General features: G+C 64.5%; 27 protein-coding genes and 1 pseudogene. 8 read left to right on the top strand and 20 right to left on the bottom strand.

All coding sequences use genetic code 11. The features are described 5' to 3' along the window. Nucleotides 1-16: 16 nt before the first annotated feature. Nucleotides 17-790 carry an HAD-IIA family hydrolase gene (locus VJV41_RS05085; RefSeq protein WP_325331740.1) on the bottom strand — a complete coding sequence of 258 codons (774 nt, stop codon included), beginning with the start codon at nucleotides 788-790 and terminating at the stop codon, nucleotides 17-19. Between the two features lie 295 nt (nucleotides 791-1,085). Between VJV41_RS05085 and VJV41_RS05090 the strand changes: the two genes are divergently transcribed. Both VJV41_RS05090 and VJV41_RS05095 read left to right on the top strand, forming a co-directional pair. After that, on the top strand, nucleotides 1,086-1,784 hold the full coding sequence (locus tag VJV41_RS05090; RefSeq protein WP_325331742.1) for a dienelactone hydrolase family protein: 699 nt from the start codon (nucleotides 1,086-1,088) through the stop codon (nucleotides 1,782-1,784). Beyond that, nucleotides 1,777-3,150, top strand: a complete 1,374-nt coding sequence (locus VJV41_RS05095) for a pyridoxal phosphate-dependent decarboxylase family protein (RefSeq protein ID WP_325331744.1) — start codon at nucleotides 1,777-1,779, stop codon at nucleotides 3,148-3,150. The genes VJV41_RS05090 and VJV41_RS05095 overlap by 8 nt, the downstream gene beginning before the upstream one ends. Nucleotides 3,151-3,208: 58 nt before the next feature. Here the strand turns inward: VJV41_RS05095 and VJV41_RS05100 are convergent, their stop codons facing one another. The 8 genes from VJV41_RS05100 to VJV41_RS05135 form a co-directional block, all read right to left on the bottom strand. Beyond that, the gene (locus VJV41_RS05100) at nucleotides 3,209-4,477 is read right to left on the bottom strand and encodes a cytochrome P450 (RefSeq protein ID WP_325331746.1); all 1,269 of its coding nucleotides are present in this window, start codon (nucleotides 4,475-4,477) and stop codon (nucleotides 3,209-3,211) included. 91 nt (nucleotides 4,478-4,568) lie between these two features. Next, a complete protein-coding gene (locus VJV41_RS05105; protein ID WP_325331748.1) occupies nucleotides 4,569-5,774 on the bottom strand; it encodes a cytochrome P450 in 1,206 nt (401 codons plus the stop codon). Between the two features lie 10 nt (nucleotides 5,775-5,784). Beyond that, nucleotides 5,785-7,269 (bottom strand): aldehyde dehydrogenase family protein, encoded by a 1,485-nt coding sequence (locus VJV41_RS05110; protein ID WP_325331750.1) that lies wholly within the window; start codon nucleotides 7,267-7,269, stop codon nucleotides 5,785-5,787. Beyond that, nucleotides 7,266-8,150 (bottom strand): SDR family oxidoreductase, encoded by an 885-nt coding sequence (locus VJV41_RS05115; RefSeq protein WP_325331751.1) that lies wholly within the window; start codon nucleotides 8,148-8,150, stop codon nucleotides 7,266-7,268. The genes VJV41_RS05110 and VJV41_RS05115 overlap by 4 nt, the downstream gene beginning before the upstream one ends. Further along, complete coding sequence (locus VJV41_RS05120) at nucleotides 8,143-9,276, bottom strand: spirocyclase AveC family protein (RefSeq protein ID WP_325331752.1); 1,134 nt, start codon at nucleotides 9,274-9,276, stop codon at nucleotides 8,143-8,145. Before VJV41_RS05120 ends, VJV41_RS05115 begins: the two co-directional genes overlap by 8 nt. A gap of 5 nt (nucleotides 9,277-9,281) precedes the next feature. After that, a complete protein-coding gene (locus VJV41_RS05125; protein WP_325331754.1) occupies nucleotides 9,282-10,394 on the bottom strand; it encodes an ABC transporter substrate-binding protein in 1,113 nt (370 codons plus the stop codon). A gap of 83 nt (nucleotides 10,395-10,477) precedes the next feature. Next, nucleotides 10,478-11,284 carry a CbbQ/NirQ/NorQ/GpvN family protein gene (locus tag VJV41_RS05130; protein WP_325331756.1) on the bottom strand — a complete coding sequence of 269 codons (807 nt, stop codon included), beginning with the start codon at nucleotides 11,282-11,284 and terminating at the stop codon, nucleotides 10,478-10,480. A 79-nt stretch (nucleotides 11,285-11,363) separates the two neighbouring features. After that, a complete protein-coding gene (locus tag VJV41_RS05135; RefSeq protein ID WP_325331758.1) occupies nucleotides 11,364-13,046 on the bottom strand; it encodes a nitric oxide reductase activation protein NorD in 1,683 nt (560 codons plus the stop codon). A 76-nt stretch (nucleotides 13,047-13,122) separates the two neighbouring features. On the opposite strand from VJV41_RS05135, the gene VJV41_RS05140 reads away from it, so the two are divergent. Next, complete coding sequence (locus tag VJV41_RS05140; RefSeq protein ID WP_325331800.1) at nucleotides 13,123-14,052, top strand: SDR family NAD(P)-dependent oxidoreductase; 930 nt, start codon at nucleotides 13,123-13,125, stop codon at nucleotides 14,050-14,052. 3 nt (nucleotides 14,053-14,055) lie between these two features. Here VJV41_RS05140 and VJV41_RS05145 read toward each other — a convergent pair whose 3' ends face one another. Further along, nucleotides 14,056-15,294, bottom strand: coding sequence for a cytochrome P450 (locus tag VJV41_RS05145; RefSeq protein ID WP_325331760.1), 1,239 nt, complete (start codon nucleotides 15,292-15,294; stop codon nucleotides 14,056-14,058). Nucleotides 15,295-15,497: 203 nt separating this feature from the next. Here VJV41_RS05145 and VJV41_RS05150 point away from each other — a divergent pair, with 203 nt between their 5' ends. After that, nucleotides 15,498-16,802 carry a TetR/AcrR family transcriptional regulator gene (locus VJV41_RS05150; protein WP_325331762.1) on the top strand — a complete coding sequence of 435 codons (1,305 nt, stop codon included), beginning with the start codon at nucleotides 15,498-15,500 and terminating at the stop codon, nucleotides 16,800-16,802. Nucleotides 16,803-16,812: 10 nt separating this feature from the next. Here VJV41_RS05150 and VJV41_RS05155 read toward each other — a convergent pair whose 3' ends face one another. The 5 genes from VJV41_RS05155 to rplS all read right to left on the bottom strand — a co-directional run bounded on the left by VJV41_RS05155 (nucleotide 16,813) and on the right by rplS (nucleotide 20,398). Beyond that, a complete protein-coding gene (locus VJV41_RS05155) occupies nucleotides 16,813-17,889 on the bottom strand; it encodes a dihydrodipicolinate reductase (protein ID WP_325331764.1) in 1,077 nt (358 codons plus the stop codon). A 145-nt stretch (nucleotides 17,890-18,034) separates the two neighbouring features. Beyond that, nucleotides 18,035-18,340 (bottom strand): DUF2469 domain-containing protein, encoded by a 306-nt coding sequence (locus VJV41_RS05160; RefSeq protein WP_015306240.1) that lies wholly within the window; start codon nucleotides 18,338-18,340, stop codon nucleotides 18,035-18,037. Between the two features lie 41 nt (nucleotides 18,341-18,381). After that, on the bottom strand, nucleotides 18,382-19,101 hold the full coding sequence (locus VJV41_RS05165) for a ribonuclease HII (RefSeq protein WP_325331768.1): 720 nt from the start codon (nucleotides 19,099-19,101) through the stop codon (nucleotides 18,382-18,384). 44 nt (nucleotides 19,102-19,145) lie between these two features. Continuing rightward, nucleotides 19,146-20,030: a signal peptidase I gene (gene lepB / locus VJV41_RS05170; protein WP_414684882.1), complete on the bottom strand. Its 885-nt coding sequence runs from the start codon at nucleotides 20,028-20,030 to the stop codon at nucleotides 19,146-19,148. 26 nt (nucleotides 20,031-20,056) lie between these two features. Then, nucleotides 20,057-20,398 (bottom strand): 50S ribosomal protein L19, encoded by a 342-nt coding sequence (gene rplS, locus VJV41_RS05175; protein ID WP_014214050.1) that lies wholly within the window; start codon nucleotides 20,396-20,398, stop codon nucleotides 20,057-20,059. Nucleotides 20,399-20,702: 304 nt separating this feature from the next. On the opposite strand from rplS, the gene VJV41_RS05180 reads away from it, so the two are divergent. Continuing rightward, complete coding sequence (locus tag VJV41_RS05180) at nucleotides 20,703-21,626, top strand: hypothetical protein (RefSeq protein WP_325331773.1); 924 nt, start codon at nucleotides 20,703-20,705, stop codon at nucleotides 21,624-21,626. Here the strand turns inward: VJV41_RS05180 and trmD are convergent. From trmD to rpsP, 4 genes are read right to left on the bottom strand one after another with little or no spacing between them, the layout of a single operon-like run. Next, a complete protein-coding gene (gene trmD / locus VJV41_RS05185) occupies nucleotides 21,623-22,300 on the bottom strand; it encodes a tRNA (guanosine(37)-N1)-methyltransferase TrmD (RefSeq protein WP_325331775.1) in 678 nt (225 codons plus the stop codon). The two genes, VJV41_RS05180 and trmD, sit on opposite strands and share 4 nt — an antisense overlap. 12 nt (nucleotides 22,301-22,312) lie before the next feature. Then, entirely contained in the window at nucleotides 22,313-22,825 is a 513-nt protein-coding gene (rimM, locus tag VJV41_RS05190) for a ribosome maturation factor RimM (RefSeq protein ID WP_325331777.1), read from the bottom strand. Between the two features lie 10 nt (nucleotides 22,826-22,835). Then, nucleotides 22,836-23,078 carry an RNA-binding protein gene (locus VJV41_RS05195; RefSeq protein WP_003878715.1) on the bottom strand — a complete coding sequence of 81 codons (243 nt, stop codon included), beginning with the start codon at nucleotides 23,076-23,078 and terminating at the stop codon, nucleotides 22,836-22,838. A gap of 8 nt (nucleotides 23,079-23,086) precedes the next feature. Beyond that, nucleotides 23,087-23,608: a 30S ribosomal protein S16 gene (rpsP, locus tag VJV41_RS05200; protein ID WP_325331780.1), complete on the bottom strand. Its 522-nt coding sequence runs from the start codon at nucleotides 23,606-23,608 to the stop codon at nucleotides 23,087-23,089. A gap of 249 nt (nucleotides 23,609-23,857) precedes the next feature. On the opposite strand from rpsP, the gene VJV41_RS05205 reads away from it, so the two are divergent. After that, nucleotides 23,858-24,373, top strand: coding sequence for a nuclear transport factor 2 family protein (locus VJV41_RS05205; RefSeq protein WP_325331782.1), 516 nt, complete (start codon nucleotides 23,858-23,860; stop codon nucleotides 24,371-24,373). Between the two features lie 137 nt (nucleotides 24,374-24,510). Here VJV41_RS05205 and VJV41_RS05210 read toward each other — a convergent pair whose 3' ends face one another. Then, the gene (locus tag VJV41_RS05210) at nucleotides 24,511-24,930 is read right to left on the bottom strand and encodes a nuclear transport factor 2 family protein (protein ID WP_325331784.1); all 420 of its coding nucleotides are present in this window, start codon (nucleotides 24,928-24,930) and stop codon (nucleotides 24,511-24,513) included. 45 nt (nucleotides 24,931-24,975) lie between these two features. Here VJV41_RS05210 and VJV41_RS05215 point away from each other — a divergent pair, with 45 nt between their 5' ends. Both VJV41_RS05215 and VJV41_RS05220 read left to right on the top strand, forming a co-directional pair. Continuing rightward, nucleotides 24,976-25,854, top strand: a complete 879-nt coding sequence (locus VJV41_RS05215) for a D-alanyl-D-alanine carboxypeptidase family protein (RefSeq protein ID WP_325331786.1) — start codon at nucleotides 24,976-24,978, stop codon at nucleotides 25,852-25,854. Nucleotides 25,855-25,916: 62 nt separating this feature from the next. After that, nucleotides 25,917-26,174, top strand: a pseudogene (locus VJV41_RS05220) (D-alanyl-D-alanine carboxypeptidase); the annotation flags it as partial.

Consider the following 26,174-nt stretch of genomic DNA (forward strand, 5'->3'; position numbering starts at 1 on the left):
TCGCCAGGTCGGCGGCTCAAACGAGTTCCATGCAGTCGGCGATGGAGTCCAGCACGCGACCAGGACGGAATGGATACCGCTCGATGTCAGCGACGGTGGTCGACCCGGTCAGCACCAGCACAGTGTCCAGACCTGCCTCGATGCCGGCGACGACGTCCGTGTCCATACGATCGCCCACCATCATGGTGCTCTCCGAGTGGGCCTCGATCCGGTTGAGCGCGCTGCGGAACATCATCGGATTCGGCTTGCCGACGAAGTACGGCTCGCGGCCGGTGGCCTTGGTGATCATCGCGGCCACCGAGCCGGTGGCAGGAAGCGGTCCCTCAGCCGACGGGCCGGTGGCGTCGGGGTTGGTCGCGATGAATCGCGCACCGCCGAGGATCAGCCGGATCGCCTTGGTGATCGCGGTGAACGAATACGTCCGCGTCTCGCCGAGTACGACGAAGTCGGGTTCCACGTCGGTCAGCGTGTAGCCCACCTCGTGCAGCGCGGTGGTGAGCCCGGCCTCGCCGATGACGTATGCCGACCCGCCGGGCAGCTGGTCCGCCAGGAAGGCCGCTGTGGCCAGGGCCGACGTCCAGATCGAGCCCTCCGGCACACTCAGGGCGGAACGCAACAGCCGCGCGGACAGATCGCGCGGCGTGAAGATCGAATTGTTCGTCAGCACGAGGAACGGCCGCTTGAGCTCGACCAGCCGCTGCAGAAACTCAGCAGCCCCTGGCAAGGCGTGTTCTTCGCGGACGAGGACGCCGTCCATGTCGGTGAGCCAGCACTTCGGTGTTGAGCGCACGGGTTCCAGCCTAGGCTGGCCGCATGAGTGGGACGTCGATACGACGAGCCACCACGGCTGACCTGTCCGGAATTCGACAACTGATCACAGACGCCTACACGAAGTACATCGAGCGCATTGGGTGTGGGTGCTCGTACACGCCGAAGCCGAGGTGCGGTTGACGTCGCACCCCGTGGCCTCCATCCCCGAAAGTAACGCCACGGCGAGAAATCTGCCCGAATCGCGCCATGGCGTTACAACCGGCGAATGGGAGTGCTAGCCATGCCAGGACGTAAACCCGACTAGGTTCTATTGGGTGACGATCATCGAGATCAACACTCCTGACGGACCCATCGAAGCGCTGCTGGGTACGCCCGAAGGTCAGGGACCTTGGCCCGGTGTGGTCGTGGTTCACGACGCGATCGGCTACGGCCCCGACAACGAGTCGATCTCGCGTCGTATCGCCGCGGCCGGCTACCTGGCGATAACGCCGAATCTGTATTCACGCGGCGGCCGCGCACGTTGCATAACACGGGTCTTTCGCGAGTTGCTGACAAAGCGCGGCCGCGCGCTCGACGACATCATTGCCGCTCGCAATCAGCTGCGGGAGATGCCGCAATGCACCGGCACGGTCGGCATCGCAGGCTTCTGCATGGGTGGACAGTTCGCACTGGTCATGTCTCCCAAAGGATTTGGCGCCTCCGCACCCTTCTACGGCACCCCGCTGCCGCGGAACCTGAGCGCGACGCTGGACGGGGCGTGCCCGATCGTCGCCAGCTTCGGGCGCCGCGACCCGCTCGGAATCGGCGCACCGGCTCGACTGCGCAGAGTGGTCGAGGAAAAGGGCATCACCGCCGACATCAAGGTGTATCCCGATGCCGGGCACAGTTTCACCAACCAGCTTCCCGGCCAGCCGCTGCTTCGCATCACCGGTTTCGGCTACAACGAAGCCGCGGCCGAGGATGCCTGGTCGCGCGTCTTCTCGTTCTTCGGTCAACACCTGGCCAATGCCTGACCGCATGTCCGGCCTCCGCGCCGCCGCAGAGCACGCCGAGGTGTTTCTCGCCACGCTCGACGAGCGCCCGGTCGCCGCCCGCGCCGATGCCGCAGCCATCCGCAGTGTCCTCGGCGGGCCGTTGCCTGAGCAGGGCGAAGACCCCGTCGCGGTGGTCAATGCGTTGGCCGCCGGCGCCGAGCCGGGTCTCGTCGCGACCGCGGGTCCACGCCACTTCGGCTTTGTCATCGGCGGCGCGCTGCCCGCCGCGCTCGCCGCCGACTGGCTGGTGTCGGCCTGGGACCAGTGCGCAGCCTTTCACTCCCTCTCGCCGGCCGCGGCGGCGATCGAGGAGATTGCGTCGGCATGGACGCTTGATCTGCTCGCATTACCGGATACGGCGAGCGTCGGTTTCGTCACCGGCGGCCAGGGTGCCAACACGACGTGTCTGGCCGCCGCCCGCCACGCTGTCCTCTCGCGCGTGGGCTGGAATGTGGAGCGCGACGGACTGATTGGTGCGCCTGGCGTCCGCATACTGTGCGGCGAACAGGCCCACGCCACCATCTACACCGCGCTACGACTGCTGGGTCTCGGCACGGATACCGCGATCCGCATACCCGCCGACGACCAAGGCCGGATGGACCCCGACACACTCGCAAAGACGTTGGCCGCCAACGACGGACCGACCATCGTCTGCACACAGGCCGGCCACGTCGCCACGGGCACGTTCGACGCCTTCGGACCGATCGCCGATGCGTGCGCGGAACACGGAGCGTGGTTGCACGTCGACGGGGCATTCGGCCTGTGGGCGGCCGCCGCACCGGCCACCCGACACCTCACTGCCGGCGTCGAGCGGGCGGACTCCTGGGCGATCGACGCTCACAAGTGGCTCAATGTGCCCTACGACGGCGCGATGGCGATCGTCGCCGACCCGGACGCGCACCTGGCCGCGATGAGCTTGGCCGGCCCGTACTTGGTGGCCGACGCCGGGCAGCGCGACAACACGAACTACGTGCCGGAAAGTTCGCGGCGTGCTCGCGCGGTCCCCATCTACGCCGCGATCCGCTCACTGGGTCGCGCGGGTGTCGCAGAAATGATCGAACGCAATTGTGCCCAGGCACGCCGAATGGCCAAGCAGCTGAATGACATTCCCGGCGCGGAGGTGCTGAACGACGTCGTGCTGAATCAAGTGCTGGTGCGCCTACCCGGCGGTGACGACGCCAACCGCGCCGCGGTCGCCGCGATCCAGCGCGACGGAACATGTTGGCTCGGCGGGACCACATGGAACGGTGAGTACGTCTTGCGGGTATCTATTTCGAACTGGGCAACGACCGACGAGGACGTCGACCGCTCCGCCGCCGCGATCGCCGCGGCCGTTACGGCATAGCCCGAAGTTGCACTGACCGCTTGACTTCAAGTCGCACATCTACGTCGTAAACGCAGAGTCATCCGATCGGGGTGAACTCCAGGTGCAGTTCGGTGAGACCGCGCATGATGAACGTGGGTTCGTACGTGTAGCGACGCGCATCGGCCCGACCGTGGTGCTCCTCGGAGATCCTGATGTCGGCCATCCGGTCGAGAATCTTGTTCAGCGAGATCCGGCCCTCCGTCCGCGCCAGCGGCGCTCCGGGACACGAATGGATACCACGCACGAACGCGATCTGCTCGCGCACGTTTGGCCGATCGGCTCGGAATGTATTGGGGTCGTCGAACTTTCGCGCATCGCGATTGCATGCCCCCGGCAGCAGCATGACCGTCGTGCCAGCCGGGACCTGCACATCGCCGACCGTGGTGGATTTGCGCGCCATTCGAAAGTGGGCCTTGACCGGGCTCTCCATCCGCAATGTCTCTTCGAGGAACGTTGGAATCTTGCTGCGATCGTCGCGTAGGGCAGCCTCGAAGTCCGGATTCTCTCCGATGATTCGTACCGCGGAGCTGACGAGCTTCGTCGTTGTTTCAGTACCGGCGGCGAACAGGAATGTCGACACGTTGATGACGTCTTCGATCTCGGGCGTCGATCCGTCGTCGTGCTTGGCCTGCGCCAGCTCGGTCAGCACATCGTCGCGCGACGTACGCCTGCGGTCTTCGATGTAGCCATAGAACTTGTCGTTGAGCCATTGCAGCGGATTGTGGGAGGTGGGTGCCTTCTTGCCCAACTCACCGACTGTTTCGAGCGCAAATGCCGCCTTGAACTCCTCGTGGTCCTCCAGCGGCACGCCCAAGAGATCGGCGATGACGACCAGCGAGAACGGTTTCGCGTAGTCCGCCAAGAACTCGCATCCGTCGCGTTCGATGAATGTGTCGAGCTGTTGGTCGGCCAACCGCCACATGAATTCTTCATTTTCCTTGAGGCGCTTGGGCGTGATGAGCCTGTTCAACAGGCCACGAGTGCGGGTGTGCAGCGGTGGATCCTGGGACGTGATGTGTTCGGCCATCGGGACCTGGGCGCGGTATTGCTCGACGAGCTCTGACACATCGTCGCGGCCGTCGGGGCCGAACGGCATCCCCGAGAACGGGCCTGCAACCGAGACACATGACGAGAAGGCGGGGTCTTTGTAAACCGCCAGCGCCTCCTCGTAGCCGGTGACGGCCAGCACACCAAAGGGGGTCGCGGATACAACTGGGCACTTCGATCGCAGGTAGTCGAAGTACGGATACGGGTCCGGGACGAGTGATTCGTCGGTGAAGAAGTCCACTGCCTCGAAATCGGTCACAACGCACTCCTGTTTCTGCGCGAGCAGACGCAAATGCACCCAATTTCGGGCCATTTTGGGGCCTTTTGCGTCTCCTCGCGAAAAGAATTGCTCATCCAAACAACACCGGTACCGACGTCGGCGAGCGGAAGGCCTGGCCGCGGATGTAAGGGTCATCGCCCGCGGGATCCATTCGCAGATTGGGTAGGCGATCGAGCAAGAGATTCAGCGCCACTCGCATCTCCAGGCGCGCCAGATGCATGCCGAGGCACACGTGAACGCCGTGTCCCCAGCCGATATTCGGTTTGACGTCCCGGAAAATGTCGAACTGGTCCGGATCCGCATAACGCTCGTCCTGCCGGTTGGCCGCACCAAGCACTGGCATCACCGAACAGCCCGCGGGAATTTGCACTCCACCGAGTTCGGTGTCTTTGTTGGCCACACGCGTGATCATGATCAGTGGCGGCTCCCACCGCACCGCCTCTTCGATCGCCTGCGGAATCAATGACCGGTCGGAACGGACTGCGTCGAGCTGATCGGGATGAGATAGCAAGCCGAACAGTAGATTCCCGAGCGAGCGGTAGGTGGTCTCGACACCCGCCGGAAGCAGCAGTCGCAGGAATGAAAAGATCTCCTCGTCCGACAGCTTCTCGCCATCGATTTCGGCCGCCGCCAGTCCACTGATCAGATCGTCTTGCGGTTCGTCCCGACGTGCCGCCAGGATCGGCCTGAAGTACTCCGCCAGCGTCTGGGACGCTTCGCGGCCGCGCGCAGGGTTCACGGTGAAGGACAGCAACGAGATCGACCAGCGCTGGAACTGCGCGTAGTCCTCCTGCGGGAGGCCCAAGAGGCGGGCGATGATTCGTGTCGGGTAGGGGAAGTTGAATTCCTTCACCAGATCCGCACTGCCCCGTTCCGCGAACGCATCGATCAACTCGTTGGCCACCTTGCTGACGAGCTCGTCTTCCCAACGTGCCAACACCCTTTGTGAGAACGCCTTTGACACGAGCGCCCGGTGTCTGCCGTGCTCCGGCTCATCCATGCCGAGCATCACGTGCTTGCCGAAGACATCGCCGAATGCCTGAATGATGATCGAGGACGAGAAAGTCTCGTTGTCCCGCAACATCTGCTGGGCGTCTTCATAGCGATACACCATGAAGATGGGTTTGCCCGCCTGGCCCGGCATGCCCGGAATCTCGATCCGCTGCACCGGTTCCTCGCGCCGCAGCCGGGCAAGTTCCGTGTACGGATCCCGCACGTCGCCCGACACGAAATCGTCGAACTCGCCGAAGTCCTCGAGATCACCGAAAAGCTGCACAGAATGCTCCTTAACCTGCTGGATAGGCGACGGATTTGACCTCGGTGTACTGGTCGAACCCGGCCACACCGTTCTGGCGGCCGACGCCGCTCGCCTTATAGCCGCCGAAGGGGGTGTCGGCGCCGTAGCCCGCGGCACCATTGATGCCGAGGAAACCGGCACGAAGGCGCTTGGCCACGGCAAGCGCATGGTCGAGTGAACCCGACATCACGTTGCCCGCGAGGCCGTACGGGCTGTCGTTGGCGATGCTCACCGCGTCGTCCTCGTCCTCGAACGGAATCACGACGAGCACTGGGCCGAAGATCTCTTCCTGGGCGATCGCCATCGAATTGTCGACATCGGCGAACAATGTCGGTTTGACAAAGAACCCCTTGTCGAGGCCTTCCGGCTGCTCGGCACCCCCGACCACCAACCGTGCGCCCTCGTCGACACCCTTCTGGATGTATCCGCGAATCCGGCTGCGCTGCTTGTCCGAAATGACCGGACCGCACAGTGTCCCGGGATCCTGGGGGTCACCAGGTGCAACGCCTTCGTAGATGCCCTTGAGCATCTCGATGCCCTCGTCGTATCTTGACCGGGGCAGCAACAGCCGCGTCGGGTTAGCGCAGCCCTGGCCGGCATGCATGCACGGCGCGATGCCCATCATGCAGCCCAGCGCGAAGTCGGCGTCTTCCAGGACGATGGTCGCCGACTTGCCGCCGAGTTCGAGGAAGAGGCGCTTCATCGTCGCGGCGCCCTTCTCCATGATCCGTTGCCCGACCACCGTCGAGCCGGTGAAGGAGATCAAATCGACCTTCGGTGAGAGCGTGAGTTCCTCGCCGACGAAATGATCGGAGGCGGTGACCACGTTCACGACTCCCGCTGGAATGTCGGTGTTTTCGGCGATCAGCCGGCCCAGACGCGTCGCGCTGTACGGGGTATTGGGCGCGGGCTTCAACACCACGGTGTTGCCCGTCCCCAGCGCCTGGCCGATCTTCTGAATAGTGACCTCGAATGGAAAGTTCCACGGGACGATCGCGCCCACCACACCGGCCGGCTCACGCCAAACCTTGCGTGTGGTGTTCATGCCGGTGACGGACACGAGGGCGTCGCCAAGCGATGTCTCCCAGGGATACTCATCGATCAACTTGGCCGGAAAGCGCAGCCCGTCGGCGAGCGGTGCGTCGAGCTGTGGCCCGTGCGTGATCGCGCGGGGGCAGCCCACTTCGAGGATGAGCTCTTCTCGAAGCTCCTCTTGTTCGGACTCCAGCGCCTCTTGAAGCTGTAGCAGGCAGCGTTGGCGGAACTTGTGATTGGTTGCCCAATCTGTCTCGTCGAACGCGCGCCGGGCGGCGTCGATGGCGCGGTGCATGTCGGTCTTCGAGGCGTCGGCGACCTCGCCGAGCAGGTCCTCGGTCGCCGGGTTGATGTTGGTGAACGTGCCTGCCTGACCGTCGACGAGCTTTCCGTCGATCATCATCTTTGATTCGAAGTGAACCGTCGGAGCGTCAGTCATGGCTGTTTGCTTCCTCGCAATGCGCCGAACCGAGGAATGCCCATCATCAGCCGTATCATCTGGTGCATTCCGGGTCCGGGGACGAACCGGTTGGTAATCAACAGCATTCGCGCGTCAGGACCCACTGGGCGCCTGACGAATGGCTTGGTACTGTCCAACGCCTTGGCGAGTCCGGCGGCGAAGCGCTCGGGCGACTTTGCGGCGACGCGCATCGCGAACCGACCACGCTTGTCCATCGTGCTGTGGTGGCGGGCGTACGGCCCGTCCAGATCGCGGGTGTCCGTCGCGCCCGCGTCGGTGATGATGTCGGTGTCGTAGGTACCGGCCACCAGGATCGTGACCCCGATACCGAACGGCGCGATCTCGCCGGCCATCGACTCGCCCCACCGCTCGAGCGCCCCCTTGACGGCGGAGTACGGCGCTGTCGCCGGCATCCCGCGCACCCCGCCTGCGCTGGACACCAAGATGATCCGACCCTGGCCGGCTTCCCGCATGGACGGCAGCAGCGCCTTGGTCAGCGCCACCGGGCCGAAGATGTTCGTCGCGAACATCTGCTCCCAGAGACTCATGGGAGTTTCCTCGACCATTCCGGCCGCCGAGATGCCGGCGTTGTGCACCAACCCGTAGGGAGCGCCGATCATCTCTTCGATGGACTTGGCCGCGGCGGTAACTGACGCGGCGTCGGTGAGGTCGAGCGGGACGGCGATCAATCGCGGGTCGTCCTCGGTCGCACCTGTCGCCTCGCGCAGCCGCGCCATACCCACATCGGGCGACCGCATCGCCGCGACGACACGCCAGCCCCGGCGGTACAGGTGAGACGCGGAGGCGAGCCCGAGTCCCCTTGACGCGCCGGTGATGACGACGGTGCGCGGCTCAGCCATTCTGGCTTTCTGGGGCACACCGGTCGCTCTCGGCGCCCAGCTGCACGTCCGGCCGCCCGTCCGGCTGGGCGCTCATCCAGGTCGACCAGATACCGACCGAGTATGGGCCCGGTTGCCCGTTCTCCTCGTAAAAGCCTTGCGGGTCATAAACCTTCGCTTCCGGGTACGGCCACGGGCAGGCGACCGAGGTCGCGGTCCTGGTCCACTTGATGATCGCGAACCCGGCGCCGTACGAGAAGTAGGCGAGGTTGATGAGCACGAACATGACGACGAACATGCCCAGCGCGGGCCGACTGGCGAAGATGCGCGTGCGCTGCGCGAGTTTCTCGGCAACGGTGCGGCCGGTGTCGTCGCGGTAGAGCAGTACGCCCGCCGGGATCATCACGAACGTCACCATCAGGGACTCCCAGATCAGCGGGAACTGCCAAGGCTCACCGACGAAGATCGAGCCGAATGGAATGACCTGTGCGTAGATGTAGAAGCCGGTACGCACCAGCGTGACTTCGAGCATCATGTCGAAGACAAACCCGATCGGCAAGATGATGAGCGCAAGGCTGATCAACGGATGACGCCACACAAACGAGTCAACGGGCCTGCGAGCCTGTAGCTTTCGCAGAATCCAGATGGCCGGGAAGTACGGGCCGAGGTAAAACATGATGTACCCGATGACGAGGAACGGCTCGACCGTGGGTGACAGTGATACCAGCGGCCAGTCCTCGGGCCAGTGCCACAGTTGCGGGTTGTACACGGCGAACGGCGACCAGTTCATGATCGGGTCCTGCCAGACGATCAACGTCGTGACGATGCCCATCAACAGCACCGGGTGCGCACCGTGCCGCCGCCACGCCACCACGTAAACGGTGATGATGATGAGCATCATGATGATGGTGAAGATTTGGAACAGTCCAAGCCAATGGTCGTAGCCGAACAGCGGCTCGACGGGTCGCGGCGCACCCTCGACCTCGGGATTGCGAATACGGGGTGATACCGCAGCCATTCGCGCGTTGACCGCGATCAGGGCGAGCAGGACGAGGGCGACGACGACCCAGATCGCGCCCCTCCATGAGCCCTTCTTTGCTTTGACCGCAGGGCTTTCGACAGACGGCGTTATCCGCTCGGTAGTCATCTTCATTACTCCTCACCGAAGCGGTCGACGAGATGGGAGTTGACGCCGTCAGCGTCCAACCGTCGAGCGACCAGATATCCAGCGCCCATCCAGGCGCGGCGGGTCCAGTTTCCGAACGAGACCCGGGTGCCCGGTGCGCCTGCGGCGGCGGGCATCATCTTCACCCGCTCGAGCGCTTCTTTGATGCCGCGCGGGCTCAGCGGATGTGCGTCGGTGCAGGCCCGAAGCAGCGCGGTGGCGACGTCGCAGTTCACTACTGGGACGCAGTACTGCGGGCGGCGACCGTATTTCTGTTCGTACTTATCGAGGAACCGCTGCCCGACGGGATTGCCCTCGTCGTACTGGTCGACGCCGGTCCACCCCATGAACGCGTTCCACATGATCGGGTTGATCCACGCGTTCTGGAAGGCGGTGCTGGTGAACCGCGGCGGATCCCAATCCAGCGACTCGAGCGCGTTGTTGAGGAACACGATACCAAAGCCAAAGCCACAGTGCACCAGGGCATCTGGCTTGGCCTCGTGCATGGTGCGTACGGCTTCGGTGACGTCCTGTGCGGTCTGGGCCAGTGTCGCCTCGGCCACGATGCGAATGTTCTTGCGCCGACAGGCACTTCGGAAGTTTCTGAGGTAGGTTTCTCCGATCAGCGACTGCTCGATGAGAACACCCACCTGATTGTGGCCGCCCTTTGCGAGCAGGTCTGCCCAGAATATGGGTTCGTCGGTCAACGACCCTTGGGGAAACGCGAACGTCCACTCCCCCAACCAGTCGTCGCTGCCCGTCACGCTGAGCGCGGGCACCCGGAAGCGCTCCTCGATGGCCTCGCGAGTCGGCACGCAGTTATCGGTGATGTGCGGTCCGAACACCACGAGGCACCCCTCGTCGACGAGCTCGCCGTATGCATCGATCACGGCCTTGACCGAACCCTTCGGAAGCCCCTCGACTTCCTTGTAGATGATCTCGATAGGACGGTCAATCAACCCCTGTTCCAGCGCCTCGCCGAAAATGAGCTCGAAGGGGTTTGAGAGGTCCTCCTTCATTTCCTGCGGATACAGGTCCGGCAGCCGGAAGTCCATGAGATAGCCGATCTTGATCGGCTCTGCGGTGCCTTCGTACGACATGCAACCTCCGTTGGCGCGCACTCTTCGCAATGCCCGATAGAACCTAATATTTGTTCTGACCCTAGCGAGGCTGCCCCGTAGCGTCAATCGTTTGAGGGCGGATCGGCCAGGTAGACGTCGATCATTTCGACCAGTCCCCGCGTCACCGTCGAATCGTCGGTCAGCGGTCCGGCAATGGCAGAGCGTGCTGCCTCACGCGGGCCAAGGCCTTCGGCGATCAGCTGACCTGCCGCGATGAGCACCCGGGTCGATGCCACCTCTCGCAGGCCGCCCGTCTCCAGACGCCGGATGGCCTGGCCCAGCCGAACGAGCTCGGCAGCCCTGTCATGGCTGATGCCTGCCTCGTTGACGAGGATCTTCTCCTCCACGTCCGGCGTGGGGAAGCCGAACTCGATGGCGACCATTCGTTGCCGCGTCGAGTCCTTGAGATCCTTGAGCACGCTCTGATAGCCCGGGTTGTACGACACAACCAGGCAAAATCCCGGTGCGGCGTCGAGAGTGATGCCCAGTCGTTCGATCGGCAACTGGCGCCGGTGATCGGCCAGCGGGTGCAGCACCACGGTGGTGTCCTGGCGGGCCTCCACAACCTCGTCGAGGTAGCAGATCGCCCCGTCACGCACTGCTCGTGTCAACGGGCCGTCGACCCACTCAGTGTCGCCCCCGCGCAACAGGAATCGACCGACAAGGTCCGCGGTAGTCAGGTCGTCATGGCACGAAACCGTGATGAGCGGGCAGTCGAGATCGTGCGCCATTGCCTCGACGAACCGGGTCTTCCCACATCCGGTGGGCCCTTTCAGCACGACGGACAACCCCTGGCGGTAGGCCGCCTTGAATACCTGCTCCTCGTTGGCGATCGGCACGTAATACGGACGCGGCGGCTTCACCGGCATCGTCTTCCTTCCCTCCGAAGTGCTTTCGCGGGAGCACGATCACCCTAGCTTGGACCAGATGTTTGGTTCAATTCCTCCTTTACGAGACGCGACGACGCAGATCGGCGGTATGGAGCGCCGCACGGAACAACGGGCCGATGTAGTCGGCCAGTTGGGTCGGTTTGGGAATGGACGCATGCGCGGCACTGCCGAAGACGCGCTGGAGTTCACCGCTGTCGGTGGCCGCGCCAATGGTCAGACAGAGGCAACCCATCCCCTGTCGACGGGCCTCGCTCAGCGCTCGGCGCGCATCCGCCGCGCCGTACAAACGTTCGTAGCCGTGGTCATACGCCAGCCCGTCGGAGAGCACGACGAGTAACCGTCGCGTCGTTCCAGCTTTCTCCACGATCACCGACGTGCCATGACGAATAGCTGCGCCGAGCCGCGAATAGGCGCCCGGGGCGAGGCCGCCGAGGCGGCGCATCACCGACGCGTCAAGGTGGTCGTCGAATCGTTTGACCGGAACAATGTTCACCGACGCGCGGCCCTGTGACTGGAAGGCGTACAGCGCCACGCGGTCGCCAAGCTGGTGCAGCGCGATGGTGATGGCGGCCGCTGCGGTCCGCTGCTGTTCGTGCACAGTTTGACCGAAGGTGCCCGCCTCGGCGACCGAACCCGAGACGTCGAGCAGCACCAGGACGGCGAGATCACGCCGCCGGCGCAGATTGTCGAGGTAGACGGCTTCGTCGGGCGCCGACCCGGCCAACAACTCGACCCGGGCCTCGACGGCGGCGTCGACGTCGATGTCGTCGCCCTGCGTCTGCCGGTGGCAGCGGTCCAGCCCGATCCCGAGCCGGGTGAGTGGCCGCCGCAGCGCGTGGACATCCGGTCGAGCCAGCGGCTTGGTGTTGTCATCTGGCGGTTCGATCTCGTGCACTGTGCACCAGTCAGGCCGATAGCGTCTGCGGTAAACGTCCCATTCCGGATACTTCCGCCCGTGGCCGCCGCCGTCGGCGCCGTCGGTGTCCGACAGAGCTGTCGACGTTGAGGCCACCGCTCCGGCACCGCGAATTCCCTTGTGCGACCGATGGGTAGGGGTATCCGCGCCCGGTGCACCGCCGCCGCTGAGCTGACGGACCCGGCTCATCAAGCGCTGCAAAAGTTTTCCTGCCACACCGCCACCACCGACGGGACTGGAGAACGGGTCCATCACCTCGTCGTCGACGGCATCGTCGAATTCGGCCAACGCCTTCTTGGACTCGCGGCGGGATGCGTGCGCCCCGGATACCTCCGATTGCCCGGCCGCGGCGCCCGCCGCAAGCAGGTTGCGGGCCTTGATCACACCGAAGTTCTCGGGCGGCCCGTCGAGCCTGTCCCTACCCTTTGCCACCGCCAGCGACTCCGCTGGGGAGTTCGCACGGGTCGCGAGCCTCAGATCGATGATCGAACGAAGTGAAAACGGGAGAAGGTCCTCATTCGCCGCCAACGCCCGCTGACCTTCGACCGCGAGGTAGCGTCTGGCCAGCGTCGGGCGCCGAAGCAACTTGCGGATGATGTCCGGGTCGAGGCCTCCTCCGCCGAGCAAGGACGCCTGGACTGTCACGGACTCGACCTGCGCACGCGAACCGAGGGCGGCATCGACGAAAACCGTGATGCCGTCCGTCCACGCGGCCTCGCCAGGGTCGCCTGCCGCCACCGCGACCGTACGGCCGGCCAGCGCGGAAGCGAGCAAGCGCAGCCGTTGCGGGCCGTGTCCGTCATCGATCGTGGTCGAGCCTTGCACGTCACCTCGTTCGTTGACCAAATATCTGTTCCAACGTAAGGTTCGGCACCATCGCTAGTCAATGACCGGAGGCGACATGATCGATTTCACCGGGCAGGTTGCCGTCGTCACGGGTGCGGGCCGTGGGCTGGGCCGCCTTTACGCCGTCGAATTGGCAAGGCGCGGAGCCTCAGTGGTGGTCAACGACCTCGGCGGAACCATGGGCGGCGAAGGGTCGGACGACACTGTCGCAGACCAGGTTGTCGACGAAATCGTCACCGCGGGCGGCACCGCAGTGGCGTCCCACGATTCGGTCGACAGTCCCGAAGGCGGTCAGGCGATCGTGCAAACAGCAGTCGAACACTTCGGTCGATTGGACGCGGTCGTCAGCAACGCCGGGATCTTCAACAGCATCCCCTTCGACGAGCTGACGGTCGACGACTGGCGCCGAATGCTACGGGTCCATCTGGACGGCGGCTTCTACTTGGCCCAGCCGGCGTATCAAGTGATGAAGTCGCGGGGCTACGGCAGGTTCGTGTTCATCGCATCCTCGGCCGGTATGTTCGGCCAACACCTGGAGGCGCACTACGCGGCAGCGAAGGCCGGCCTTGTCGGGCTCGCCAATGTCATCGCGCTCGAAGGTGCACCGCACGGAATCCTCGCCAATACGGTTCTGCCGTTTGGCCTTTCCCGTATGGTCACCGAGACACTCGGCGATCCGAAGGCGGTTGAGGAAAGCGGGTTCTTCAAGGCGATCCGTCCAGAGCTCGTCGCACCGATCGTGATGTTCCTGGCCAGTCGAGCCTGCGAGTTCAGCCATCAGAACTATTCCGCGTGCGGGGGCCGATTCGCGCGGGTTTTCATCGGACTCGGCGAGGGTTGGCTGGCCGAACCCAAGAGCAGCGTCACCGCCGACGACATCGCGGCCCACCTCGCGGAAATAGCCGCAACAGAACCGTTCACCGTTCCTGGCTCCATCTACGACGAAGTCTTCGCCGTCAGTGAAAGGCTCGGCATCACCGCCTGACCGTCAGTCCCAGACCACCTTGAGGTGCTGCGGGGACCTGAAGTACATGCCCGACACGTAGGGCGTCGGCGCATCGGGATCGAGCCGGAGCCCCGGCAGCCGGTCGAACAGCGCGTTGAAGATCAGGGTGCTCTCCAGACGGGCGAGGTGCATGCCGAGGCAGACGTGCGCGCCGTGTCCGAAACCGATGTGCGGCTTGCGTTCCCGAAAGATGTCGAAGTGTTCCGGGTCGACCCACCTGGCCTCGTCGTGGTTGGCGCTTCCGAGGTTGACGGATATCGTCGAGCCAGCGGGAATGTGGTGTGCGTGAAACTCGACGTCGCGGGTGGTCTCACGCATGAAGTTCAGCAGCGGGGTTTCCCAGCGGATGCCTTCCTCGATCGCCTGCGGAAGCAGATTCCGATCGACCACCACGGCAGCGAGCTGTTCGGGGTGAGTCAACAGCCCCAACGCCAGACTGGCCGTTGACCGCGACGTGGTTTCGGCGCCGGCGGGCAACAGATTGCGCATGAAGCCGTAGATCTGTTCGTCGGACATCCGAACGCCGTCGATGTCGGCCTCGGCCAGCACGGTGACCATGTCGTCGCGGGGTTCACGACGGCGGTCGGCAAGGATGCCGACGAAGTATTCCTTCAGCTGCGCGGATGCCCTCAGCGCGCTTTCCATGTCCGAGTGGAATCCGAGCAGATCGATTGCCAGGCGGTGGAATTCAGGAATGTCAGACTCCGGCAGGCCGATCAGCGCGGCGATGACACGCACCGGAATCGGCATGAACACCTCTTCAACCAGGTCGGCCCGCTTGGCGTCACACAGCCTGTCCACCGTGCGCTCAACCAGTGGACGGACCAACTCAGCCTCCCACCGGCGCATCGACGAACGGGCGAAGGCGAACTCGTGGAGCTTGCGGTAGACCTGGTGCTCGGGTTCCTGCATTTCGAGGATGGTCGGCCCCTGAAGGGGACGGACGATCGCCTCGTAGCACCGCGTGCTGAACGTCTGATTGTCGGTGAACACGGCCTTCACCGCATCGAAGGAGTACGCCGTGTAGATCTGCTGGCCATCTTCCGGGTTCTCGAAGATCCCCATTTCGGGCCAGCCGGGATGCACAGCGGCGTTCGCTCTCAGCTCGGCCAACATCGGGTATGGCGACGCATCCCCATCAGCGCCCATCCCGGCATCGAACTTGGCCTGCGCATCCTTGACGTCCTGCGTCAACGCCGAGGTGACGCCCGGATCAGTCATGCGACTCCTCCGCCACGACCTAATTTTTGTTCAGAACGATAACGGCGCGTCACCGATGAGTCAACGAATGGGTTCTTACCTGCGGTATTCATCGCCCCGCACGGCACGAATGGAAGCCGATATCTGATAGCGTTAACCAAACATTCGTTCGACCAAGCTCGTGACGCGAGCGTGGGTTTGGAGGTGTTGTGGAGGCTCCTCGGATGCGGCCCAAGCCGCGCACTGCTCAAGGGGCCTCCCCTAACCTAGCCCGGCGCCACGCATACGACGACGGCACGCGACGCACCGAAATCTTGCAGACGGCGGCATTGTTGATCGCGACCTCGGGCCTGCGCACCTCGCTGCAGGAAATCGCCGACGCCGCAGGAATCCTGCCGGGCAGCCTGTATCACCATTTCGAATCGAAGGAAGCCATCCTCGTCGAGTTGCTCCGTCGCTATCACGCGGACCTCGACCACATCGCTGAGCGCGCCCAAACCAGACTGGACGAGCCCGACTCGCGATCTGCGTTCGACCGAATCGTTGATCTCAGCACGGCGATTGCGCAGTGCGCGGTCACTCATCGCGCCGCGCTCCAGATGACGTTTTACGAAGGCCCCAGCTCCAATCCGGAACTGACCGGATTGGCCCAGCAGCGGCCGACGGCCATCTTGGAAGCCATGCTGCAGACGCTTCGGGCTGCGCGGTGGAGCGGTTACCTTCGGTCCGATGTCGACCTGCCCGTCTTGGCCGACCGCATCGTCCAGACGATGTTGCAGGTCGGGCTCGACGTGATCCGCCACAACGCCGGCGCCGACAAGGTGGCGACATTGCTGTGCCTGATTCTGCTGGAAGGACTCGCCGCCGTCCCACCCACCGACGCACAACTCGACCGGTCTGCCGCATTCATTGCCGCCGACGACGTCGTGCAATCGTGGATGGATGATAGCGACGCCGAGCCCAACGACAAGGCCGCCCACATTCGCGCCGTCGCGCGAGCCGAATTCGGCCGCAAGGGCTACGAAGTCACGACCATCAGGGACATCGCCTCTGCCGCCGCAATGGGCACCGGAACGGTATACCGGTTGATCGGATCCAAGGACGAACTGTTGGCCACCATCATGCAGTCGTTCGGTGAGAAGGTCGCGACCGGGTGGACGAACGTCCTTCGCTCCGACGCGTCATCGATCGAGAAGCTGGACGCGCTGAGCTGGGTCAACACCAACGCTCTCGACCGTTTCGGTGACGAGTTCCGGATCCAGCTCGCGTGGATGCGGCAATCTCCCCCGGACACCCCGAATCCCGGCTGGCTGTTCGCTAAACGCGTTCGACAGATGAAATCGCTGCTGGCCGAAGGCATTCGGTCGGGCGAGATCAAGATCGACAGCCCGTCAAACGAGGTGTTGGCGCGCAGCGTCATCGGCGTCGGCTGGATTCCGGAGAACATCCTGCACGAGTTGGGCACCCGCCCCTCACTCATCCACGTCCGCGACACGATGCTGCGCGGAGTGGTCGACCGTCGCGGGTAATGCCGCCCCATCAGGAGAACACGTAGCGCGGCAAGGTGATCGGCAGGTCGAGCGAGCTGAGTAGGCCCGCGGGTGCCGCTACGACGTAGGGCACCGCGTTGACGACCCGCATCGCGGTGGCGGCCATCGCTCCCCTGCCTGCGCCGTGACCTTCGGCGTCGCCGAGCGTCATCGAGCAGTGGATGTCGGGTTCACCGTCGATATCGACGCGATACGTCGCGTCGTACTCGGAACTCAACCAGTCAGGAGCCACATCGCGGGCCATCCGGATGATGTGTTCGATTACGATCGCCTCGCGCCCATCGACAATGCCCGCGGCGCGAGTTCGTACGGCGCCGCATGTTCCCGCGGCGATCGTCCCGAATGCGACGTGGATATCACGATCAGTCACACGGCGGTCCAGCGATCCATGGATCTCCTGCACCTCGGCGCCGAGACCGTCAGCGATGAGGTGAATCGGTGCATTCCAGGCCATTTCGATAAATCCCGGGGTTTTGAGCATCGGTTCGAAGTCGAGCGGCCGGCCGAATCCCATCCCGTCCATCATCACGCTGGCCACCGGATAGTGGTCGTTGAGCGCGACCTCGGTCGCGGTGATCGTCCGGATGCTCTTCGACTGCGTGGTCATCAGGAGTGCCAGTTGGTCGGAGCCGAATCCGGGGAAGATCCCCGACGCGTAGAACGAGGCGTTTCCCTGCTTCGCAGCCTGCTGCAGTTGATCGCGCCACTCGGCCGCGAAGTACACGGGCGGATAGACCAGGCTGGTCGATGTCGTCGACACAACGTTGATTCCGGCCGCGAGTAGCCGGAGGTAGTCGGGGACCGCGCCGGCGTCGCGCTGTGGCCCACTGGCGGAGTAGACGACGCAGTCGGGCTTTAGCGCGATCAGTGCGTCGGTATCGTTCGTTGCGGTGATTCCGATGGGCCCGCCGCCTGCGAGTTCGCCTGCGTCGCAGCCTACTTTCTCGGGTGAGTGCACCCAGACACCCACGAGGTCGAGGTCGGGACGCCGCCGGACGGCGTCGATCGCGGTCGACCCGACTCCTCCGGTCGACCAGACGACGATGCGGAGCGGTCTTGCGCCCAAAGTGCAGTCCTCGTTTGTAACCTAATCTTTGTTCCCGATCATCTAATCACAGGGTTCAGACAATGCAGGCTGATAGAAGACCTCGTCTTTTCGCCTCGCCGACGAGAGCCCGCACGCGCAAGCTGTGTCGCGCCAGTTAGTGCGACTACTCCGGCAGGCGCAGCTCGGGCTTTTCGACCTCTTCGATGTTGACGTCCTTGAAGGTGATCACCCGCACCTGCTTGACGAAGCGGGCGGGACGGTACATGTCCCACACCCAGGCGTCGGCCAGCCTCAGTTCGAAGTAGACCTCGCCCTCGGAGTTGCGCGGCACCAGCTCCACGCTGTTGGCCAGGTAGAACCGCCGCTCCGTCTCCACGACGTAGCTGAACTGCCCGACGATGTCCTTGTATTCGCGGTAGAGCGAGAGCTCCATCTCGGTTTCATACTTCTCGAGATCTTCGGCACTCATCGGCTCAGCAGTCCTTCATGTAGATCTAGTCCCATCTTCCCCTACCCCAGTTGGCTCTGCTGCTCGGGTTCGGTGTCAAGCGCGTCCTCCGGCACCAACTCACCCTCGATCGCCACCAACCGACGCACATTGATGAACGAGTATCGGTGCTGGCTGCACGGCCCCAGCTCAGCCAGCGCCGCACTATGGGCCGGGGTGCCATAGCCCTTGTGCTCGGCGAATCCGTAGCCTGGATGTTCGGCCTCCATCTTGACCATCGCCCGGTCACGACTCACCTTGGCCAGCACGCTGGCCGCCGCGATACAAGCCGCCGCCGCGTCGCCTCCGACCACAGGTAACGACGGCATCGGCAAGCCCGGAACCCTGAACCCGTCGGACAACACGTAACCGGGCCGCACCGACAGACCGGCCACTGCCCGGCGCATGCCCTCGATGTTCGCCACATGCACGCCCCGCCGATCCACCTCGACCGACGGGATGAACACCACGTGATAGGCCAGCGCATAGCGGCGAATCAGCGGAAACAGCCGTTCGCGCTCTTTCTCGTTGAGCTTCTTCGAGTCGTCGAGCGCAGCCAGGCTCTCCAACCGGTTCGGCCCGAGCACACACGCCGCGACCACCAACGGGCCCGCGCATGCGCCGCGACCCACCTCGTCGACTCCCGCCACTGGGCCCAGCCCGCCGCGATATAGCGCGGACTCCAGAGTTCGCAGGCCTGAAGACTTCCGGATCACAGTTCGCGGAGGCCATGTCGCCGGCAAGACTCAAGCCCTCCGCTCTTCGCGCAAGCGGCTCATCGGTCCCCCTATTGAGTCTGCGGGTCCACCGCGTGGACTCCACCCCACCGCGACGGCGGCCAGGCGATGAACCGTGCCTTTCCAATGACATTGTCTACCGGGACCGTCCCGGCCATCGGGTCACCCGTGCACAACAGTCCGCGCTGAGCGTCGACCGGCGTATTGCCGCAGTGCGCGCGTGAATCCGCCGAATGGGTCCTGTTGTCGCCCATCACCCACAGCCGGCCGTCGGGAACCTTTACGGGTCCGAACTCATTGCCCAGGCAGGGGTAGACCTTGGGATCGGCCATCATCGTGTTCGGGTCCAGGTATGGCTCGTTGAGCGGCTTACCGTCCACGGTCAATCCGGTGTTCGCGCGGCACTCGACAGTCTGGCCGCCGACCGCGATGACCCGTTTGACCAAGTCGTTCTCGTCGGGCGGAACAAAACCCACGAACGACAGCGCGTTTTGCACCCAACGCACGACGGTGTTCTTCGACCTGATCGACTTGTAGCCGATGTTCCAGTTCGGTGGGCCCTTGAACACGACGACATCGCCCGGCTGCGGCGTGGAAAACCGATACGTCAGCTTGTCGACCATGATCCGATCGCCGACACAGCCGTTGCAACCGTGCAGCGTCGGTTCCATTGATTCAGATGGAATCAAATACGGCCGGGCAACGAACGTCAGCATGACGTAGTAGAGGACCACCGCGATGGTGATCAGAACCGCGGCTTCGCGCAGCGCACCACGCTTCTTCTTCGGTTCGTCGGTGGTCGTGTCGTCGGCGTCGGTATCAGAATCGACCGGCTCGAGCGTCTGCTCACCTGCCACGTCGTCGGGGTCAGTAGATCCGGTCACCGCATCAGCGTAGTCAGCGCGATGCTTCCCGCCGCGCTGCTCGGGTTCCACGGATCAGACCTCGTCCGGAGCCGAAGTCAGCGCTTTTCCTTGATCTTCGCCTTCTTGCCACGCAGTTCGCGCAGGTAGTACAGCTTCGCGCGACGCACGTCACCCCGGGTGACGACGTCGATGTGGTCGATGTTGGGCGAGTGCACGGGGAAGGTCCGCTCGACACCGACGCCGTAGCTTTCCTTGCGCACCGTGAACGTCTCGCGGATGCCCCCGCCCTGGCGGCGAAGGACGACACCCTTGAAGACCTGGATGCGTTCCTTGGAACCCTCGATGACCTTCACGTGCACGTTGACGGTGTCGCCGGGGCTGAAGTCCGGGATGTCGTCGCGCAGCGACGTCTGATCGACGAAGTCCAGCGTGTTCATCGGTGACACTTCCTTGCTGTTGACGGCTGAGAGCGGTCTGTCACGCTGTGACGCGCGTCGTCGAGCCGATCTCCGGGCGTTTCTGGGGCGTCTCGCGGTGGGCGGTATTCGAAAGCCCACGCGGACAACTGCTCAATTGTGCCAGATCGGCACCCGTCCAGTGAAATCGCCACCTGCGGCCGGCCGCGAAACGCCAAGGACCACTAAGCACGCGATCCATGCACCCAACCGTTACGCTTTAGACACTGGCAGGGACGGTGCGGCAAACCCTGACTTTCGGCGTCGGAAACACTTCAGGAGGGTCATGCGCGGGCGGCCGTCGCGGCTGGTCACGGCAACCGTAGCCATCGTCGCCGCGATGCCCGTTATCGCTGGTTGCGAAGCCAAGGTCTACGGCGAGCCACCAGAACCCGCCGGCCCGCAGCTGACCGTCATCGCACCGATGGGCACCATGGCCCCGCTGCCGGAGGTCCCGCCCGACGAGCCCGCAGCCGCCTTCGACGGCCTCAACATCCGGGCGCAGCAGGCGATGGCCGAGGCCACCAGGGCCGGAGCCGACATCTCCGCGGTGATCCTGGACCGCAACACCGATCAGATCATCACCAACGGCAACGATGCGCTTCCGATTGCCTCGGTGGCCAAACTGTTCATCGCCGACGACCTGCTGCTGCAGGAGGCGAAGGGCCAGACCCAGCTCTCCCTCGCCGACCGCGCTTCGCTTGACGTCATGTTGCGGTCCTCCGACGACAGCGCGGCCGAGAACTTCTGGAACCGTGGCGGCGGAAGCGCCATCGTCACCCGGGTGGCCGCGCGGTATGGGTTGAAGTCGACGACGACGCCCTACGACGGCCACTGGTGGAACACCATGAGTACGCCCGCCGACCTGGTCCACTACTACGACATGCTGCTGGACGGCAGCGGAGGGCTCCCCTCCGAAGAGGCCAGCATCATCCTGTCGAATCTCGCGCAATCCACGCCGATCGGCATCGACGGCTACCCGCAGCGATTCGGGATCCCCGATGGGCTCTACGCCGAGCAGGTCGCAGTCAAGCAGGGCTGGATGTGCTGCTGGAACGGCGGCAACTGGATGCACATGTCCACCGGCGTCGTCGGCTCGGATCGTCGCTTTGTGATAGCGATCGGCTCGATGCAGGCCACCGACGACACCACGGCGCGCAACACCATCACCCAGGTCGTCAAGACGATGTTCCCGGGCGGCCGGATCTAGTCCAGCAGGTCGGGGCGGCGCTCCCGGGTACGCTGCAGCGCCTGTTCGCGACGCCAGGCCGCGACCTTGGCGTGGTCACCCGACAACAGCACCTCAGGCACATCGAGTCCGCGCCAACTGGCCGGACGCGTATAGCTCGGGCCTTCCAATAGACCGTCCGAATGCGAATCGTCCTGGTGCGACGCGGGATTGCCCAGTACATCGGGCAATAGCCGAACGACGGCTTCGATCATCACCAGCGCCGCCGACTCCCCACCCGGCAGCACGTAGTCGCCGATCGAGATCTCTTCGACCCGCATCCGGCGGGCCGCATCGTCGACGACGCGCTGATCGATGCCCTCGTATCGGCCGCACGCGAACACCAGATGCTTTTCGGTGCGCCAGCGTTGCGCATCGGCTTGCGTGAAAAGCCTGCCCGCCGGTGTCGGGACCACGAGAAGGGTTTCTTCCGAACAGATCTCGTCGAGCGCCTCGCCCCACACCGGAGCCTTCATCACCATGCCGGGACCGCCGCCGTACGGAGCGTCGTCGACGGACCGGTGCACGTCGTGCGTCCACTGTCGAAGGTCGTGGACAGCAAGCCGGATTATCCCGGAGTCAATCGCCTTGCCCGGCAATGACTCTCGCAGAGGATCAAGGTAGTCGGGGAAGATCGTCACCACATCAATGAGCACGGCTGCGCATCCCTATAGCTCCAGCAGCCCTTCAGGCGGATCGATTTCGATGGTCTGATCCGCAAGCGATACGGAGGTGACGATCGCGCTGACGAACGGCACGAGCACCTCGCCCTGCTCAGTGCGCACCGACAGGAGTTCGCCTGCGGCGGTGTGCAACACCTCGGCCACGGTGCCGACCGGCACACCGGCGATGGTGCGCACGCTTAGGCCCTCCAGCTGGTGGTCGTAGAACTCGTCGGGATCCGCGATCGGCGGCAGGTCCTCGGAGTCGACGAGGAACAGCACGCCTTTCAGCGCCTCCGCGGCATCGCGATCGGCCACACCCTCCAGCCGGACGAGCAACCGGCCGCCGTGGTCACGTGCCGACTCCACGGCATACCGCCGCTCGGGACCGGTCCTGGGCTTGCCGCGCAGCGTATTGCCCGGTGCGAAGCGGGTGTCGGGGTCGTCGGTGCGGACCTCGACGACGACCTCACCTGTGACGCCGTGCGCCTTGGCGACCCGCCCGACTACGAGGTCCATATCCGGACCGCTATTGGTCGGTGTCCACCACGTCGACGCGGATGCCGCGGCCGCCGATGCCGGCCACCAGCGTGCGCAGCGCGGTCGCGGTGCGGCCGCCACGACCGATGACCTTGCCGAGGTCATCGGGATGCACGTGCACCTCCACGGTGCGGCCGCGCCGACTGGTCACCATGTCGACCCGAACATCGTCGGGGTTGTCGACGATCCCGCGGACCAGATGCTCGACGGCGTCGACGACGACAGTGCTCACGGTCGCGCTCAGCTCTCGGACGGCTCGGGCGCGGTGGTCGCGTCGGCGCCTTCGGCCGCTGCCTCAGACTCGTCCTTTACCGGAGCAGCCTGCGCCTGCGCCTCGGTGGCGTCATCGGCCTTCTCGGCAGCCTTCTTGGCGGGCGCCTTCTTCTTCTTGGACTGCGTGGCTTCGGTGCTCGGGCCGCCCTCGGCCTCGGCCAGCGCCGCGTTGAACAGGTCCAGCTTGCTCGGCTTGGGCTCCTTGACCTTCAGCGTGCCCTCGGCCCCGGGCAGGCCCTTGAACTTCTGCCAGTCGCCGGTGATCTTCAGCAGCTGCAGGACCGGCTCGGTCGGCTGCGCGCCGACGGACAGCCAGTACTGGGCCCGCTCCGAGTTGATCTCGATGAGGCTGGGCTCTTCCTTCGGGTGGTACCGGCCGATGACCTCGATGGAGCGGCCGTCGCGGCGGGTGCGCGCGTCGGCGACGGCGATGCGGTACTGGGGATTGCGGATCTTGCCAAGCCGGGTGAGCTTGATCTTGACAGCCATGATGAAACGATCTCCTGTGATTGCCACGCTGCAATTCGGCGATACGGGCGGAATTGCCCGGATCCGGTTTTGCCTTACGTGTGTGACCGCCGCGCAAGCGCCGTGCGAGAAGCCGGAGGCGGATCGCACACAACGGGTCGCGTGGCAGACAGCCGACCATTGTGCCAGAACAGCCCCTACCGGTGAAATCCATCCAGGCGGACCGCCGCCGATCTTTACAACTTGTGGCGAAAGTGTCACGCTGAGGTTATGGACGACGCCGGTCCCCTGCTGGAAATCGAGGCGATCAAGCAGTTGAAAGCCCGCTACTGCCGCTACCTGGACATCAAGGACTGGACGGCATGGCGTTGGATCTTCGCCGACGACTTCCTCAGCGACACGTCGCAGGCCGGCGGGAAACTGATCCGGGGAGCCGACGAGTTCGTCGCCTTCACCCGCCGCAACATCGGCAAGGCCTCTCAGCCGACGGTGCACCAAGTACACGCGCCGGAGATCGAGGTGACGTCCGCAACAACTGCGCGTGGAGTCTGGGCGCTCAATGACATCGTCCGGCTGGCGCCGGGATTGAACCTGAATGGCTTCGGCCACTACCACGAGACCTACGAAAAGATCGACGGGCAGTGGCGCATCAAGAGCTCCACGCTGACTCGGCTCCGGATGGACATCTTCAATCCCGTCTTCTCCCTCCGCATCTCCGACCGACTCGGCCGTGCAGGAGCAGGCTGGCGCGCCGCTAAGTGGAGTGCCGGCGATACAGACGCCTAGTGGGCACGATGTGGCCACTGCAACTGCTGCCAAAATTGCTGGCGCACTGGCGAATTCGGACTCTCAGGTGGAGCAGAGCCGAATCGACGAGAAGCCGATGCCTCGCTACCCGTTCGTCGGTCGACCGGCGGCGTAACTCACACGATCTTGTCGAAGCATTTGGCCTCGACGCGACGGCTCATGCGCCAGCCATCGGAGGTTCTGACGAACTCGTCGTCGTACCAGAGGCCGCAGAACAGGATCTGATTCTGCTCACCGCCGAGCACCATCGGGTTGAAGCAGATGGTGTGCGACGACGCGGAATCACCGACGATGCGAACGTCGAAATTGCCCAGCATGTGCGCATAGGCGGGGAAGTTCGGCAGCACCTGCGCCAGCCACGCCTTCACTTCGGGATAGCGGCCGTCGATCCCGCCCATCGCGCGATAGTCGATGTAGGCGTCGGGGGTGAAGACCCGGTCGAGGTCATCGAATCGTCGCTTGTCGATGGCCGTCGAGTAGTCGATCAGCAGTTGCTGGATCTCGAACCGATCCGAAATCTCCTCCAGGCTCAACATCCGTTGATTGAACACGATCGGGCGCCGGATTAGGCTGCACGTCCCATGGGGAGGTTCGTCGCCGCGCTCACGGCATGCCTGAGTCTGGTCCTGCTGGCGGTTACACCGGTCGCCTCGGCCGAGCCCGACGTCCAACCGGTCGGCAGTGTGCCGATCCCCGACGGTCCGGCCCCGGCATGGATCGTCGCCGACATGGACACCGGCCAGGTGCTGGCCGGTCGCGAAATGGATGTGCCCCATCCCCCTGCCAGCACGATCAAGACCCTGCTGGCGCTCACCGCGCTCGACGAGCTGCCCAGCCTGGACGCCACAGTCGTCGGCACCGAAGCCGACACCCACGTCGAATGCAATTGCGCGGGAATCAAACCAGGCCGCACCTACACCGCACGGCAGCTGCTCGACGCGGTATTGCTGGCCTCGGGCAACGACGCCGCCAACGCCCTGGCCGACACGATCGGCGGCTACGACGCCGCAGTGGCCAAGATGAACGCCAAAGCGGCATCCCTCGGCGCGGTGCACACGCACGCCGCCACGCCGTCCGGGCTGGACGGTCCAGGCGGAGCAGGCCTGACCACCCCCCACGACCTGGCCACCATCTTCCGCGCCGCGATGGCCAATCCGACGTTCGCCCAGATCACCGCACAACCGGTCGCGATGTTCCCGAGTGACGCCGGCGACAAGCCGCTCGTAAATGAGGACGAGCTGCTGCATCGCTATCCCGGCACGCTCGGTGGTAAGACCGGGTTCACCGACGCGGCCAAGAAGACGTTCGTCGCCGCGGCCGAACGGGGTGGTCGCCGCTTGGTGATCGCGATGATGTTCGGGCTCATCCACGAAGGCGGGCCGACATATTGGGATCAGGCAGCCGGCCTGTTGGATTGGGGCTTCGCCCAGAACCGACAGGCCAGCGTCGGCTCACTCTAAGTTGCTGAATCGCAACGCATCCGAGACCTCGTCGGCAGGCGTGCTCAGTAGGCTGGGCAGTCGTGCGAAAGCTGTTGGCCACGTTGAGCATCACGGTGTGCATGGCCATCGCGGTCGCCGCCCCGGCGCCGGCTGACACCGGCTTCGAACCAGCCGGCGCGGTCGCGCTGCCCGACGGGCCTGCCCCGGCGTGGCTGCTGGCGGATCTCGACACCGGTCGAATCCTGGCCTCCCGCAATCCATATGAGCCTCACGCGCCCGCCAGCACGATCAAGGTGTTACTGGCAATCGTCGCACTGGATTCGCTCAACTTGAACTCG

It is taken from the genome of Mycobacterium sp., from assembly GCF_035274705.1.
Classification (GTDB): Bacteria; Actinomycetota; Actinomycetes; order Mycobacteriales; family Mycobacteriaceae; genus Mycobacterium.